At 54.7% G+C, this 14,981-nt stretch carries 15 protein-coding genes and 1 pseudogene; 3 read left to right on the top strand and 13 right to left on the bottom strand.

The features are described 5' to 3' along the window. Nucleotides 1–390: 390 nt before the first annotated feature. From B5F54_RS02715 to B5F54_RS02700, 5 genes and pseudogenes are all read right to left on the bottom strand, one after another. Nucleotides 391–1,986 (bottom strand): peptide chain release factor 3, encoded by a 1,596-nt coding sequence (locus B5F54_RS02715; RefSeq protein ID WP_087230124.1) that lies wholly within the window; start codon nt 1,984–1,986, stop codon nt 391–393. A gap of 18 nt (nt 1,987–2,004) precedes the next feature. Beyond that, on the bottom strand, nt 2,005–2,421 hold the full coding sequence (gloA2, locus tag B5F54_RS17490; protein ID WP_242969620.1) for an SMU1112c/YaeR family gloxylase I-like metalloprotein: 417 nt from the start codon (nt 2,419–2,421) through the stop codon (nt 2,005–2,007). 60 nt (nt 2,422–2,481) lie between these two features. Then, nucleotides 2,482–2,787: pseudogene (locus B5F54_RS18000) on the bottom strand ((deoxy)nucleoside triphosphate pyrophosphohydrolase); the annotation flags it as partial. Further along, on the bottom strand, nt 2,784–3,149 hold the full coding sequence (locus B5F54_RS02705; RefSeq protein WP_087230331.1) for an arsenate reductase family protein: 366 nt from the start codon (nt 3,147–3,149) through the stop codon (nt 2,784–2,786). The gene B5F54_RS02705 and the pseudogene B5F54_RS18000, both read right to left, overlap by 4 nt. 5 nt (nt 3,150–3,154) lie before the next feature. Continuing rightward, nucleotides 3,155–3,490, bottom strand: coding sequence for an arsenate reductase family protein (locus tag B5F54_RS02700; protein WP_087230117.1), 336 nt, complete (start codon nt 3,488–3,490; stop codon nt 3,155–3,157). 315 nt (nt 3,491–3,805) lie between these two features. On the opposite strand from B5F54_RS02700, the gene B5F54_RS02695 reads away from it, so the two are divergent. Then, entirely contained in the window at nt 3,806–4,030 is a 225-nt protein-coding gene (locus B5F54_RS02695) for a hypothetical protein (RefSeq protein WP_242969617.1), read from the top strand. Between the two features lie 102 nt (nt 4,031–4,132). On the opposite strand, the gene B5F54_RS02690 is transcribed toward B5F54_RS02695, so the two are convergent. The 8 genes from B5F54_RS02690 to B5F54_RS02645 form a co-directional block, all read right to left on the bottom strand. Then, entirely contained in the window at nt 4,133–5,518 is a 1,386-nt protein-coding gene (locus B5F54_RS02690; RefSeq protein ID WP_172749510.1) for an oligosaccharide flippase family protein, read from the bottom strand. Between the two features lie 61 nt (nt 5,519–5,579). Next, entirely contained in the window at nt 5,580–6,812 is a 1,233-nt protein-coding gene (locus B5F54_RS02685; protein ID WP_087230111.1) for a glycosyltransferase, read from the bottom strand. Nucleotides 6,813–6,826: 14 nt separating this feature from the next. After that, entirely contained in the window at nt 6,827–8,401 is a 1,575-nt protein-coding gene (locus B5F54_RS02680; RefSeq protein WP_087230108.1) for a hypothetical protein, read from the bottom strand. 257 nt (nt 8,402–8,658) lie between these two features. Continuing rightward, on the bottom strand, nt 8,659–10,383 hold the full coding sequence (locus B5F54_RS02670) for an Rqc2 family fibronectin-binding protein (RefSeq protein WP_330396766.1): 1,725 nt from the start codon (nt 10,381–10,383) through the stop codon (nt 8,659–8,661). A gap of 69 nt (nt 10,384–10,452) precedes the next feature. Further along, nucleotides 10,453–11,934, bottom strand: a complete 1,482-nt coding sequence (locus tag B5F54_RS17995) for a Nif3-like dinuclear metal center hexameric protein (RefSeq protein WP_242969616.1) — start codon at nt 11,932–11,934, stop codon at nt 10,453–10,455. Nucleotides 11,935–12,014: 80 nt separating this feature from the next. Next, nucleotides 12,015–12,218: a DUF1858 domain-containing protein gene (locus tag B5F54_RS02655; protein WP_087230099.1), complete on the bottom strand. Its 204-nt coding sequence runs from the start codon at nt 12,216–12,218 to the stop codon at nt 12,015–12,017. A gap of 181 nt (nt 12,219–12,399) precedes the next feature. Next, nucleotides 12,400–12,675, bottom strand: a complete 276-nt coding sequence (locus tag B5F54_RS02650) for a zinc-ribbon domain containing protein (protein WP_054323897.1) — start codon at nt 12,673–12,675, stop codon at nt 12,400–12,402. 103 nt (nt 12,676–12,778) lie between these two features. Next, nucleotides 12,779–13,375, bottom strand: coding sequence for a sigma-70 family RNA polymerase sigma factor (locus B5F54_RS02645; protein ID WP_237967120.1), 597 nt, complete (start codon nt 13,373–13,375; stop codon nt 12,779–12,781). 279 nt (nt 13,376–13,654) lie between these two features. Here B5F54_RS02645 and B5F54_RS02640 point away from each other — a divergent pair, with 279 nt between their 5' ends. Both B5F54_RS02640 and B5F54_RS02635 read left to right on the top strand, forming a co-directional pair. After that, on the top strand, nt 13,655–14,356 hold the full coding sequence (locus B5F54_RS02640) for a putative ABC transporter permease (RefSeq protein WP_087230096.1): 702 nt from the start codon (nt 13,655–13,657) through the stop codon (nt 14,354–14,356). A gap of 95 nt (nt 14,357–14,451) precedes the next feature. Next, nucleotides 14,452–14,934 carry an NADH-quinone oxidoreductase subunit NuoE family protein gene (locus B5F54_RS02635; RefSeq protein WP_172749509.1) on the top strand — a complete coding sequence of 161 codons (483 nt, stop codon included), beginning with the start codon at nt 14,452–14,454 and terminating at the stop codon, nt 14,932–14,934. Nucleotides 14,935–14,981: the final 47 nt, after the last annotated feature.

Raw genomic sequence — 14,981 nt, 5'->3', positions numbered from 1 at the left:
ACCTAACATCCTCTTGAAGAACTCTGCATTTCTCCATAGAGGGAGCTATCCAATCAAACGCCATTGAGACGAACTTTCTAATTCATATGGATTATACCATTTAATGGCAGAAAATTTATTCTTTTTGGAAAATATTAAAGATACAACCCCTGCTACTTCTTCCGAACAAGCGTTAAGCAAGCCATCAACGGCCTTTCGTTACTTTACCCTAAGTATAATGTACATCTGCAAAATTTTCAAGGTATAGATGAAAAAAGCCTATATCTTTTTAAAAATTTTATGTACAAAGATAAAAGATAGACAAATCCTAGTTTAAATAAAAAGGATTTTCAGGTAAAGTATATACCTAAAAATCCTAAATTATTTTTCTATCTATAAAATTAGAGGACGTTATCTTCCAAACTCGGCAAGCCTCAGCCCTTCATTGTGCTCCAACGCCCAGTTAATGCTCCAACTATTGGCAAAAATGAGCAGGCGGTTCCCTTTCAGATCCTGAATCCGCTTTGTGTCGGAGGTCAAGTTCAACGTTTTGGGGTCCAGATCCTCATTCTCAATCCAACGGATATGCTCATAGGGAAGCCGCTCCATGTGGATATCCACATTGTACTCATTCTTTAGCCGGTATTCCAAGACCTCAAATTGGAGGACGCCCACCACGCCGACGATCACTTCCTCCATGCCGCCGCCCAGCTCCTGGAAAATCTGGATTGCGCCTTCCTGGGCGATCTGGGAAGTCCCCTTGATGAACTGTTTGCGCTTCATGGTGTCCACCTGGCGCACCAAAGCGAAGTGCTCCGGCGCAAATGTGGGGATGCCCTCAAACCGGAACTTCTTCCCCGGCACGCTGATGGTGTCGCCGATGGAAAAGATGCCCGGGTCAAAAACGCCAATGATGTCGCCCGCATAGGCCTCGTCTACAATCTCGCGCTCCTGCGCCATGAGCTGCTGGGGCTGGGAAAGCTTCATCCGCTTATCCCCCTGCACATGCAGCACCTCCATGCCCTTTTCAAACTTCCCGGAGCAGATGCGCATGAACGCCACACGGTCGCGGTGCGCCTTGTTCATATTCGCCTGGATTTTAAAGACAAACGCGGAAAAATCGTCGTCGAAGGGATCGATCTCCCCAGCGTCCGACTTGCGCGGCAGCGGGGGCGTCGTCATATGCAGGAAGTCCTCCAAGAACGGCTCCACGCCAAAATTGGTGAGCGCCGAACCAAAGAACACCGGCGAAAGCCGCCCGTGGCGCACCGCCTCCAGGTCGAACTCATAGCCCGCGCCGTCCAGCAGCTCCACATCGTCCACCAGCGTCTGCCGGTGATCCTCGCCGATCAGCTCCGCCAGGTTTGGATCGCTGAGGTCGGCTTCGATGGCCGCCACCTGGCGCTGGCCGTTCGCCATTTCATCGTTGGCACGGAACGCGATGATCTCCTTCTTATTCCGGTCGTAAACGCCCTTGAACTCCTTGCCGCAGCCGATCGGCCAGTTCATCGGATAGGTTTTGATCCCCAGCTCATATTCGATCTCGTCCAAAAGGTCGTATGGGTTGCGCGCTTCGCGATCCATCTTATTGATAAAGGTAAAAATGGGGATGTCACGCAATAAACAGACCTTAAACAGTTTGCGGGTCTGCGGTTCCACGCCCTTTGCCGCGTCGATCACCATGACGGCGGAGTCCGCCGCCATCAGGGTGCGGTATGTGTCCTCCGAGAAATCCTGGTGGCCCGGCGTATCCAAAATATTGATGCAATATCCCTCGTAATGGAACTGCATCACGGACGACGTGACCGAAATGCCCCTCTGCTTCTCAATCTCCATCCAGTCGGAGACCGCATGACGCGCCGCCTTTTTCCCTTTGACCGCGCCCGCCATGGCGATTGCCCCGCCGTACAGCAGGAACTTTTCCGTCAGGGTCGTTTTACCGGCGTCCGGGTGCGAAATAATCGCAAAGGTTCTTCTTTTCTCAATTTCATTTACATACTTAGACAAGGCTGTTCCTCCAACTGCTTAATTTTGTCCGGGCGCCGCACACTGCTTGAGCTCCAGCGGCAGGCCGTCCGGGTCCATAAAAAAGGTGTACAAATCCCCTGTATAGGCATCCACGCGGATTGGCTCCACCTCGACGCCGCGGCGTTCCAATTCTGCGACGGCCTCGTGGATGTCGGCCACCCGGAACGCCAAATGGCGCAGGCCGCAGGCTTCCGGCCGGGTCAGGCGCTGCGGGCTGCCGGGGAAGGAAAAGATTTCGAGCTCGCAATCCCCAAGTTTGACATCCAGCTTATAGGAGCCGCGGTCAGCCCGGTAGTTTTCGCGGACCACTTCCAGCCCAAGGGTGTCCACATAGAACGCCTTTGATTTCTCATAGTCGGAAACAATGATCGCCACATGATGTACCGCCTGGAGGAAGGAGCCCTCTTGCGCCAACCGGCGGACAATCCCCTCATCCGCGGGACAGAAGGGCTCGCTGAGAAGTTCCGCCGGGCGCACCCATTTCATCGCCCGATGGACGTGGTTCTCCGGCTCCCCTTCTGCGATTTCCGCATTAAAAAACGCAAAGGAGAACGGTTCCGTGCCGTAGGTGTAATGCTCCTGCGCATAAAGGCCCTTGGGACGAATCACGATCCCCAGCTCCTCTTGGCATTCTCGGACCACACACTGCTCCATGGTCTCCCCGGCCTCCCGTTTGCCGCCGGGGAACTCCCAGAGAAGGGAGCAGTTTCCGCCCTCTTTGCGCTGGCAAATCAGGATTTTCCCATCCCTGCGCAAAATCGCTGCGGCTACCTCCGTCATGCGTGTGCCTCCTTCCAGGCTTCCCATTCCGCGGGACGGAACCCGATCAGGACAAAATCATCGCCCACCAGAAGCGGGCGCTTCACCAACATTCCGTTTGTCGCCAACAGTTCAAACTGCTCCTCCGGCGACATCTCCGGCAATTTCTCCTTTAAGTGCATGGACTTATACAGCAAACCGCTGGTGTTAAAGAACCGTTTCAGCTCCCGGCCGCTGCGCGTGTGCCATTCCTTCAGTTCCTCCACCGTGGGGTTCTGTTCCACGATGTGGCGGTCCGTATACGGTATGCCGTTTTCCTCCAACCACTTTTTTGCCTTTTGGCAGGTGGTGCATTTTGGATATTCCACAAACAAATATGCCATCTGTTTCACTCCCATGTTTTCCAAATGTCCGGGCAATAGCCCACCGTCGCCTGCTTCCCGTTCCGGACGATCGGCGTACGGAAAAGCGCAGGGGACTCCAAAAGCTTTTCGATTTTTGCGTCTTCGCTGGCCAGATACCGAAGGAGCAGCGCCCCTTCCGCCTTTTCATCCACCAGAGGTTCCAGGCCGCCCACCGCCGCTTTGACGCTGGACAGCTCCCCTTTGCTCATGCCAAAGCGCGCTAGGTCCACCATCTGATACTTGATGCGGCGCTCCTTGAAATAGCGTTCCGCCTTCTTAGTGTCAAAGCACTTCTTCTTTCCAAAAATCTGTATGTTCACAAGTCCCTCCTGCCCTTCACATCAAACCGGAAATTACCAAACGGGTATAGTTTACCCCGATCTGGAGAACAAAGTCAATACAGCGGCGGAAGGAATCGCCAACTTCTAGCAAAAATCCCGAAACGGATGCCGGCAAACAGCAGTTTTTCCGCCATATCCACTTCAAGCAAACCAATGGATGCGCCCAAAGCGGCCCGCCTGTTGCGGAGATTTCTGGGTATTTTTTTCGAAATGTGAGAGAAACTAAACGATGCCGGGGAAATGAATGGCCGCCGAAGGCAATCACAGGATCCGGCGGAAAGGAGCCTCGCCAGAATGAACAATCCAAAAAACAAGCAGATGGCGCCGATGGACATGGAGGATGACTTCTTCGATTATGACACGGTCGCTTCTGCCACCGAATGCACCGGCTTGATCCAGACCCCGCCGGTGTCCGATGAGGAAGCGGAGGCATATACGGAAATCTATGCCATTCCGCAGCCGGAAAACCGGAATCCAGACGGTCTGCAACAAAAAGAGGGCAACAGCCGCACACGCTGATGCGCCGGTTTCCTCCTAAAACGTTTCTTATTTTCTCATCCGAAACGGGCACGCCGGTACATGGGAACAGACCGCTCCCATGCACGCCGGCGTGCCCGCTTTTTATCTGCGTGCCAATATCTTCCGCAAACTGACCAGCAGTTCCCCTGCGTTCAGCAGGATCATCAAGGCGGTCAAGAAAATCTCCATTGCGATCCAATAAGGCAGCTCCAAAATCATCACAAAGCTTTGCAGCAACAAAAGAATCATATTGATTGCCAAGCGGAGTTCGCTATAACGCATCCGTACAAAGCGCCGTGTGTCCACCGCGCGCAGCAGGAAGACCACGAAATAGCTGATAAAGGTGGCGAATGCCGCGCCGTTTACGCCAAAGCGCGGGATCAGCAAAAAATTTAAAATTACGTTGGTCACAGCGCCCACCGCTGTGGTCGCCAGGGACAGCATACTCTTCTTTTCCACCATATAGATGCTTCCCAGGAAATTGACAATACAAGTAAATACCGTCGCCATAACCAAAAAGGGGATGTACTGCCATGATGGATAGAATGCTTCGGACACCAAAAGCTTCGTGATCACCTTGCTGAATAGGATAATTCCAGAGCCAGTGATAAACAGCAGGGAGGTATAAGAACGGAATACCCTGGTAAAAAAGCTTCCACGTCCCTGCGTCTCTGTGATGGCGGACATCTGCCAGGCATCCATAAAAATGCCGGAGACCAGCACCACAATCGAAGGCACCTTATAGGCCACCGCATAGAGGCCGTTGGCGTCGTTTCCCAGCAGATAGGCAACCATATACCGGTCGGACACATTCGTGATCCACCAGAGGACATTGTTGGGGATCAGCGGTATGGCATATTTCAGCATCGCCTTCGATACGGTGCGGCGGAGCCCCTTGAACCGGATAAAGCGCCACAGCTGCGCATTCAATCCTAAAAAGAGCACCGAGAGCGTATCCGAGCACACAATTGCCAGGACATAACCGAATATGCCCCAATCGAGAGCGACCAGGAACAAAACATTGAATAAAATGGTCGTGAGCGTGCTGACAATGCCGTCCACGGCATAGAGCCGCACCTGGCCCCGCGCCCGCACAAATTGGGAACAGAGCGACCGCAGGCTGGACATCAGCACGAAGGCGTAGATCAGCACCGTATAGTCCGAAAGGAAATCCAACAAGCTCAGGAGCGGATACAACAGAAGCATGACGCAAAAGCCGACCAGAATGGCGGAGAGCCCCGTTGTAAACACATCGCTCTTGCGGACCTGCCGGTCCAGGCCAAAGCGGATCACCGCATTGATAATCCCTAAGGACACCAGCGGGAGCAGGAGATTCCCTGTCTGTACGATCAGATCGGTGACGCCATATTCCGCATCCGTCAATACGCGCGTATACAGCGGCATCAATAGGAAAACCAGCACCTTCGAACTGAACGTGCCAATTGCAAAGATCACGGTATTGGAAATCAATCGTTTATATTTATCCAATGTGTACCCTCCAAAGACCAAATTCGCATCTTACTTGCGTATATCCGGGCACAACACCCTGCTACAGTTTTTCCAATTCGCTGGCAAAGCGCGTGTGGTTGGCCTTGTCGTAAAAAGAGGCATGCCACATCTGGCGTGCATTGCTGCGCAAAGCGGTCTTTTTGGCAGCGGGCGCGTCAGCATAGGCGGCGATCGCCGCTGCAATCTCCTGCGGGGTTGGGTTTGCGCTGAGCAAAAAGCCGGTCCCTGCATTGATCATCTCCGGTATCCCGCCGACATCCGTCCCCACAGCGGGCACGCCAAAGGAAAACGCCTCCATAATGGACACCGGTGTTCCGCCTTCCGTCTCCGAAGCAGTGAGGAACAAATCCACATGCGTGGATTTATAATAAGCAATCACTTCCTCATTCGGAACAGCCCCCAGAAATGCATAGGAAACCTCTGGATTTCCACCCAATTTTTCCTCTGCAAGCCGGCGGACGGCTTCCTCCTGGCTGCCCCCGCCCGCATGGACCCAGCGGATCTTCCGCCCCGGGAGCAAGGAGAGCGCTTCCACCAAAAGGCCCACACGTTTGATCGGGATGACGTTGGAACAGGAGAACAGGCTGATCTCCTCCCCCTTGCCGGGCGGATTTAGGCCATTATCCGGTACGCCAAGATAGGCCAGTTGATAATGCCCATTGTCCTGCGTAGCAAAATGCTTTTTATAGTACGCACAGGCCCGGCGCGATACGAAAAACACCGCATCCATATGCCGGTCCATAAAGCGCTTGTACGGCTGGACGCCAGCCGGAGAGCGCTCGTTATAGAGATCATAGCCATGCGTGCGCGTGATGATGCGCATCCGCGGGTGGCGCTGTTTCTCCAATGCAAGCGCCATAGCCCCGTAATTGTACCAATAGGAGTAATAAATGGTATGTTCGATGCGGTCGAAAAAGCCCTCATCCCGCAGGTATTTTCGAAAGAGATGGGCGGACAGCCTGAAATTGCGCACCTCTGCTTCGCGGGCACGCCACGACCCTTTTGCATGTTCCTTCCCAAATACGCTGCGGTAGTAATTGCCATCCAGGAGGCAGCCGAATAGGTTGCGGATCTTCTCCTCCATGGTCGCGTCTTTATGATAGTGATACAATTTCACACCAGGAGGAAGCGGATACTCCTGCTTTTCCGCGGGACTCTTACAGATGACGCTCACCTCAAAATGCTGGCACGTCACCGCGAGCTCCGGCTGGACAAACGGCAGTTCCCCCCTGGTATAAGGATAGTGATCGGTGATTAAAATGAGTCGTTTCATAACGATGCTCCTGTTTACACAGATTCGGGCAGGCTATCCAGCTTGTGAATCTTCTTTTCAAAGAGCGGCGCCTGGATCAGCCAATAGACCAGGGCAATGCTGTAGGCAAACGGCGGATAGGAGGACGCCAACAGCGAGGTCACCAGATAGCCCGGCATCAGCAACACCGGGAAAATGGCATACGCATCCCCTTTCCGGCGGCGGAAATAATACAGCAGCGCGCGGAAGCCGGACGCCACATTGATCGCAAAATAGAACAAAGCGGTAAAAATGCCGCTGTCATACAAGATCTGTATGATGCAGTTGTGCGCGGTTGCCGCGACGCCATAATCGTGCACATAGATCTGGCCGCGCTCATGGCCGAAGGGCTCTATGCGCTGCGCAAACGCCTTCCAAATCAAGGTGCGGTGCGTGGTCACCTGGTCGGCGGTCTTCCCCTCCGTATCCAAGCGGTCCATAGCCGCATTGATGGCGTCGTCCAACCTTGTCCCCTGCAGGCGCGGATCGAGGTATTCATAGCCCTCCGGCAGCAAATCGTTGACCGCTGCATAGTAATACACCACATACGTGCCGCCCTTAATAAGCCAAAACGTGCCGGGAACACAGATGACAACCGCCAGGACCATCGGGACGATGTGCTGGACAGCGCGCAGAGCGATCGCTTTAAAGCCTTCGCCCCAATGCGCCACAATATAGTTTAAAACAAACCAAAGGACAAGCGTGACCGCCGCGGCGAGCAGCGCGGTACGCGAACGGCTGAATACGATCAGGGCGACCGAGGTGCCCAGCCCCAACAGGGAGGGGATCAGCTCCTTATGCATGCGGCAGACAAACGCCAGATACCGGAACCATGTGCCGGGACGGTGCGCGTCGAAACGCACCGGCGCGGCAACACGGGGTTTCTGGCCGATCTTGCGCCATGCAAGCGTGTAATTCATCATGAAGAGCGGAATGGTACAGGTCAGGTATTGGCCAAGGGAATTGGCATTGGTAAACAGGGCGCGGTACTGGCCGCCGGTGATCGGGCTGAACAGAACGCTCAGCACAAAAAAGACCAGGTTAAAGCTCACCAAGCCCTTTGTCACCAGGCGGAACAGGGTTCCGTAATCCCTGCGGTTATTCCAGATAAAATAGACGCACGGGAACACCAAAGTAAAGATGATCGATATGGCCGCCCAGTCAAGCGACGTGTAGATCGCCGATACGATAAAGAAGATACACATGCCGGCCCACAACAGCGTCATCATCGCATTGCAGCGCCTCCGCTGTAAGGGGCCCTTGATGGAACAGACTGCCACCACTGCCATCAGCACACAGCCGAGCAGGTCGAAAAAGACATATTTCACGACCGACGGCAGCGGAAGATGCTGCAAAATCAGGCTGGTGATGTTTGTGTGTTCCAAATAGATGATGACCATGATTCCAAAGAACGATGCGCTAATCAAAAAATTCTTCAAGCGGTCGCTCATCCTCTGCGCCAGCCCTACAAAGGGCTTGAGCACTGTTAAGAAGATGGTCTGCATCAAATCCGCAAGCAAATCTGCGGCCCGCTCCAGCAGATTGCCAGATTTCTCCGTATATTCGTTCATTCCGTATCCTCCAAACCGAAATTGTGTATTCCCTGTATCTTCCACATGGTTCGCCAAAACCATCCAGCTGTCCCTAAAATATAAGGGTTATTATATACCCTCCGTTTCTTTTCTGTCAACGCACCGGACGGTTTCTGCGTCGGGAAGGCTGGAGCAGAAAGCCCCCACACTGCCAAAACAACCATTTTCTGGCCATCGGATGTCCTTTGAAACAACAAATCGTTTCTTCAAACCATTCCCTGTATCAATCGCCAACGTTATACCTCTTCGGAGGCTGCGGGGGTCACATAAACGGTATTATACTTGACATAGATCACCATGCCGGGCTTCGCCCCGGATGGCTTGTTGACATTGCGGACCTGCGTGTAATCCACAGGCACCTGTGAAGAATCCCGCGCGCGGCTGTGCGCCGCCGCCAGCATCGCCGCCTCGCGGATGGCTGTCTCCGTCGGTTCGCGCCCATCCGTCACCAGGATCGTATGCGAACCGGGGATATTCTTGGTATGCAGCCAGATGTCGTTGTTGTTTGCCTGCTTCAGCGTGAGGCGGTCGTTCTGCCGGTTGTTCCGCCCCACCAAAATACGGAAGCCGTCGCTGGATGTAAATTCCAACGGCGCTGCGGCCGCTACGGGCTTCTGCTTCCCCTTTTGCGCGCGGATATACCCCTGCTCCACCAGCTCCTGCCGGATCTCGGAAAGGTCGCGTTCCACCTTGGCCCGGCTCAATTCCTCAAAGACCGTATCCAGGTATTCCAGTTCCTGCTGGGCTTGGCCGATCTGCTCGGTGAGCTTCTCCTCCGCCGTGCGCGCCTTCCGGTAGTCCTTGTAATACTTCTGCGCATTCTGGGAAGGCGTCTTCGAAGGGTCCAGCTTAATTTTGACCAGCGGAGCATCCGGTTCGTAAAAATTTTGCAGGGACACAACCGTGCTGCCCTTTTCAATCTGATAGAGGTTGGCGCTGATCAAGTCGCCGCAGATGCGCAGCTGGTCGCGCTCCGCGCACTTCTCCAACTCGGCGCGCTGGATGTTGATCTTCCGGCTCAGGCGGTCGGACGCATTCGAGAGCACCCGCAGCAGATCCTGCGAGCGGGCGCGCATGCGCTCGATCCGGTCGCGGCCCGCATAAAAGGCATCCAGAAGGCCGGAAAAGGTCTCCTGCCGGTTGACGACGGCCGCCGTCCCATACTGCGTAATATTTATAAACGAAAAATCCATCGGCTTTTTGGCCACGCTGACCGCCATGTAAGGCGCGCCCTCGGTCCCGCGCACTTCCCGGACCAGGCGGGTCAGGAAAAAGCGCAGACGTTCCCAGTGTTCCTCCGTCATCTCCTGGGTATACAGATCGGCGCCGCGCCCGGTCAAATGCTGCAACTCCCGGCAGACCACCGGCGAAACGCCCTGCAAACTGGACAGCAGCGCCTTTGAGAGCTCCGTATCGGCGGGCAACGCCCGCAGGCGCGCCAAAATCTCCTCCGGCTCCGCTTCGAGCATGCAGAGCTTGTTCTGCGGCGGCGGGAGCTGATACGTCAACCCCGGCAGCACCAGGCGCTCAGAGGACATCTCCGCATCGACGCGCTTGAGCGCATCGACGATCTTGCCGTTTTCGTCCACCAAAATGATATTGCTGTAGCGGCCCATGATCTCCACCGCCAGCGTCAGGCGCACTTCGTCGCCCAATTCATTGATCGCATCAAAATCCAAAAGTAGCAGGCGCTCTAGGCCGGGCTGCCGCACAGCGGCCAGTTTCGCGCCGGACAGCCTCTTGCGCAGCAGCATACACAGCATGGGCGGCACTTTGGGGTTCTCCGGCACATACTGGGTAAAATGGATGCGCGCGCTGTTTGCCCGTGCAGACAGGAGAAGTTTATAGTGATCGGTCCGCGTGCGCAGGGTAAACACCATCTCTTCCCGGTTTGGCTGCGCGATCTTCTCCACGCGCGCCCCGAGCGCGGCTTCTTCAAGTTCCTTTTTTAAATGTCTCAAAAATGCTCCATCCAGAGCCATTGGTATCCATCCTTTCCATCGCGGCGAGCTTTTACCGCCGGCATGGGATTAGAGGAATCGGGCCGGGCTGTGCGCCCGCACGGACTTGGCCATTTTTACCTCCGGGAAGCGGTTCTGAAGCCGCTCCATCAGCGGCGCAATCACCACGTCCTCCGTAAAGAAATGGCCTGCGTCCACCAGTGTGATCCCCATATCCTCCGCATCGAGAAGCTGGTTGTGCTTCGTGTCCGCGGTGACCATCGCCTGCGCCCCCTGCGCGGCAGCGTCCGGCGTGAGGTCCGCTCCAGCTCCCCCACAGAGGCCCACAGTGGTGATGGTCTTGCCCCCGTTCACATATTTTAGGCCGTCGCACCCCAACACATCTTTTACAAACGCAGCAAATTCTTCCGGCGTGTAGGGATGGCCGGTCTCCCCGATCAGGCCCTCCGGCAGGTCGCTGTGCTCGTATTCCTTGAGCATCCGCACGTTTTTGAGCTGTAACCGCTCCGCCAAGCAGGTGTTCACCCCGCCCTGCGCCATATCCAGATTGGTATGGGCGCAGATGGCGGCGATCCCGTACTGTGCCAGCAGATAGGGCGCCGAGTCGGGCGAAAGGCTCTTCAAGGGGTGGAAAATAACAGGATGGTGGCTTACGATCAACTGCGCCCCCATTTCCGCCGCCTCACGCACCACCTGCGGCGTAATGTCCAAAGCAAACAACACCGAACGGACCTCCGTATCGCGCGCTCCCACAAGAAGGCCCGGGTTGTCAAATCCCATTGCGGTATGAAACGGTGCAAATGCATCGATAAAATCATAAAATTGTCCAACAGTCGCCATAACCAATCCTCCTTTTTCGTTGTTCGTCTCACAGAGCTGTTGCAGCTTCTCCAAAATCATTTGCAGGCTTGACGCCTCTTCCGCATTTCCTGAGAGACGCATCCCCTGCGCTTTTTTAGAAAGCCGCCGCGCACATTTCGCTATGTAGGCGCGGCTTTCCGGCGTGGACCCATCCAGCTTGCCGATATAGGGGTACAGCTCGCCGCCGCCCGCCTGCGCGGGGCAGTACTCCACCAGCATGACGGAATAGACGTGGCCGTCCTCCTCGGCCGCCTGCTCGCGCAGGATCGCAAACCCCTCCCGCTCTAGGAACCGGCGCAGCTCCTCCGCCGACGTCATCGGCTGCAAAATCAGGCGCTTGTCACCCGCTTTCAGCCACGGCGCCTCCCCGATCAGGCGGATGATGAGTTCCCCGCCCATGCCCGCCAGGACGATGTCGTCCGCTTCGTCCGGAGATAACGCGCGCAGCCCGTCTGAAAGCCGGGTGGTAACCTGTTCCTCCACATAGTAGCGGCGGATATTCTGTTCTGCGGAACGCAGCGGCAAGGGCTTGACGTCCGCGGCGATGGCGCTGGAAACCCGCCCCTTGCGCGCGAGCCAGATGGGTAAATAGGCGTGGTCCGTCCCGATGTCCGCCAGCTTTGTCCCCTCCCGCACCATGGAAGCGCACAACGCCAGGCGGTTGCCCAGGCGAAACAACGGATGGGGCATACAATGGGCCTCCTTTTCTCCAAATATGGAACCGCCGCCCGCCAAACATGTTGACGGGCGGCGTGTAAACCGATCCGAGCTTATTTGCCCTCCATATGGGCATTGAGCTTTTTCACCATTTCCTCCGGGTCCACACCGTGTACCATGCAGGCCTGCTCCAACGTCTCCCCGCGGGAAGCCGGGCAGCCCAGGCAATGCATCCCCATCTCCATAAAGAAAGGAGCGGTGGTCTTGTCCATATCGAGAATATCGCCAATGATGGTATCTTTTGTAACAGCAGCCATGTTGGTTCCTCCTATCGTTTCGATTGCGCTTCATATATAGAAAGCAAAATTCTGGTTTTTATTATAATACCCCGTCCATCGGATTGCAATACGAAGATTTGACACATTCCCCACTGCAAAACGAAAAACGCCCCGGAACATTCCGGGGCGCTCGACTGGCAAATGAAAGAATGTATATAACTTATTCTTCCCTCATCTTTGCAAAGCACTCGCTGCAGTAAACCGGGCGGTCCTCACGGGGCTTAAAGGGAACTCTTGCTTCCTTGCCACAGCTCGCGCAGATGGCGGTGAACATTTCGCGCTCAGGCTTTGCAGCATTCTTGCGCGCATCGCGGCAGGCCTTGCATCTCTGGGGCTCGTTTACGAAACCCTTGGAAGCATAGAATTCCTGCTCACCGGCGGTGAAAACAAATTCAGCGCCACATTCTTTGCAGATGAGAGTCTTGTCTTCGTACATTTGATATACCTCGCTTCAGATTAAAGATATTTGCCCTTGCCGGATTTGCACCGCGCCTTTGCCATAAAACAACGCTCCTCTTGAGCTGGGCATATGAATGGGACTAAAACGGTTCTTTGAGCTTGCGGCGCACACGTTGCAGGGCGTTATCTGCGGCCTTCGAGGTAATGCGGAGGGAGTCGGCAATCTCCTTGTAACTATAACCGCCCAAATAAAGCATAAGCACCTGGCGTTCCATTTTAGACAAACCACGGCTGATGAACTGTTTGAGAAGATGCAGGTCTTCTTCCTCCACCAGCATTTTTTCGGGGTTGACCTCCTCCCCGGCGAATGCGCCGCAGGAAGTCCCCTCCTCATTGAGCGGGACGAAATTGTTCAGCGGAAGATTTTTCCGACCGGCCGCCCACCGGTAAGCCATAATGATGCGATTGGTGATACAAGTCCCCGCATACGTCCGGAAGCTTGCGCCCCCGTCCTCCCGGAAACTTCGGACTGCATCCAGCAATCCCAACAGCCCTTCCTGACACAAATCGTCCGCCTCCAGCATGGTGCCGTGAAACGGCGCCGCCTTTGCCCGGATGAGCGTCATATAACGGGAAGTCAATTCCAAAAAGGCATCCGGATCTCCGTCTCTCACAAGTGCGGCCAGCTGCTGATCGGGATAAGATTCCATTCGGTTGTTGTGCGTTTCTGCGGCCAAACCAAACACCTCATGAGACTCGCATTCCTTATGACTTTTTATATCATACTGCATTCTCTCTATAAAGTCAACAAATATTTACCCTTCGAAAAAAATATATTTGTTTTATTTCGTCAATGCGGAGGGCAAAGCTCTTTTCACAAAAGCCTTGAATGGTTTTTCACAAAGACTTTTCCGGTTTCCCGGATTTCTTTGTTTGCTTTACAGGCGAGGTACTTTGTGTTAAGATTTCCCTTACCGACATTGTCCGACATATATTGTATGAGAAAGAGGTGTCCCATGGTCAAATTTGGAAAAAAGGAAGAAAAAGTACATAGCTATACCCCCGTAGAAGGACGCAAGGATTCCTTTGCCCACGGTTTAAATTTCTATAAGTTATTCTTTATTTTTATGATCGGGTGTGTTGTCGGCTACTGCATCGAGATGCTCTGGTGTTACTTGCGCCTCGGGTATTTTGAGAGCCGCCAGGGGTTGATTTACGGCCCGTTCAGCCCGGTTTATGGAATCGGGGCTGTGATCTTTACGGTGGTCCTCTACCGCTTCCGGCATGCAAACGGCGTGGTAATCTTCCTCGCCAGCGGCATCATCGGCGGCGTCTTTGAATACCTGTGTTCCCTGTTCCAGGAGCTGATCTTCGGCACGGTATCCTGGGAATACAGCGACTCCCCATTGAATGTCCAGGGGCGCACCAATGTCTTTTTCGCGGTCTGCTGGGGCATTTTGGGATTGATTTTCTTAAAGCACATGCTCCCGTTTTTCACCAATCTCATTGAGCGCATCCCCAACCGGCCCGGAAAGGTGATCGCCTGGGTGCTGCTGGTCTTTATGGTGTTTGATATTATAATCTCTTCCGCGGCAATCCGCCGGCAGACCAACCGGCATTTGGGCATCCCCGCGAACAATCCCATAGCCGTTTTCCTGGACGAACATTACACAGACGAATATCTAAAGAAGGTCTATCCCAATATGCAGCTTGCCTAAACATCCACGCCCTGCCGTTTGGCAGGGCGTTCGTATTCCAAATAAAGTGGAAGGGAAAAATACCCTCAGAAATGCAGCAAGGAGGTCTGAAATATATGGAAAAACAGGAAATCACATTGGAAAACATCTTAGAACGATATAAAGATACGGCGGGGCCCGGCGACCAACAGGCCGTCATCGCGCTCCTGCGGGAAGTGCAGCAGCTCTACGGCTGCGTCCCCGACAGCGTACAACAGCGGGTTGCCCAAGCCGTCGGTACGGCGCCTTCCCTGATTGCAGCGCTGGTGCGGAGGGTGCCGGGGCTTACTCCGGCGGCCTACCGCCACCGGATTGTAGTGTGTACCGGCCCGCGCTGCTCGGCAAAAGGCGGGACGGCCCTTCTGCGCGCTGTGGAAAATGCCCTGGGAATTGCCCCCGGCGAGACCACGCCGGACGGTTGCTTCCGGCTGGAAACCCGCAACTGCCTGAAGCAATGCGGCAGCGCGCCCAACCTGACGGTCGACCAAACGCTCTATGCATCGGTCCGCGTCGAGGACATCCCGAATCTGCTCAAGCGGTATCGCGAGCCGTCCTGTTAGGTGACCATTTGCCACCTTTTCCGCATTCCTTCGCTCCATGCCGTATA

It is taken from the genome of Anaeromassilibacillus sp. An250, assembly GCF_002159845.1.
GTDB lineage: Bacteria > Bacillota > Clostridia > Oscillospirales > Acutalibacteraceae > Anaeromassilibacillus > Anaeromassilibacillus stercoravium.
The sequence above is the reverse complement of the archived record's forward strand: the minus strand, read 5'-3'. Positions and strand labels throughout refer to the sequence as shown.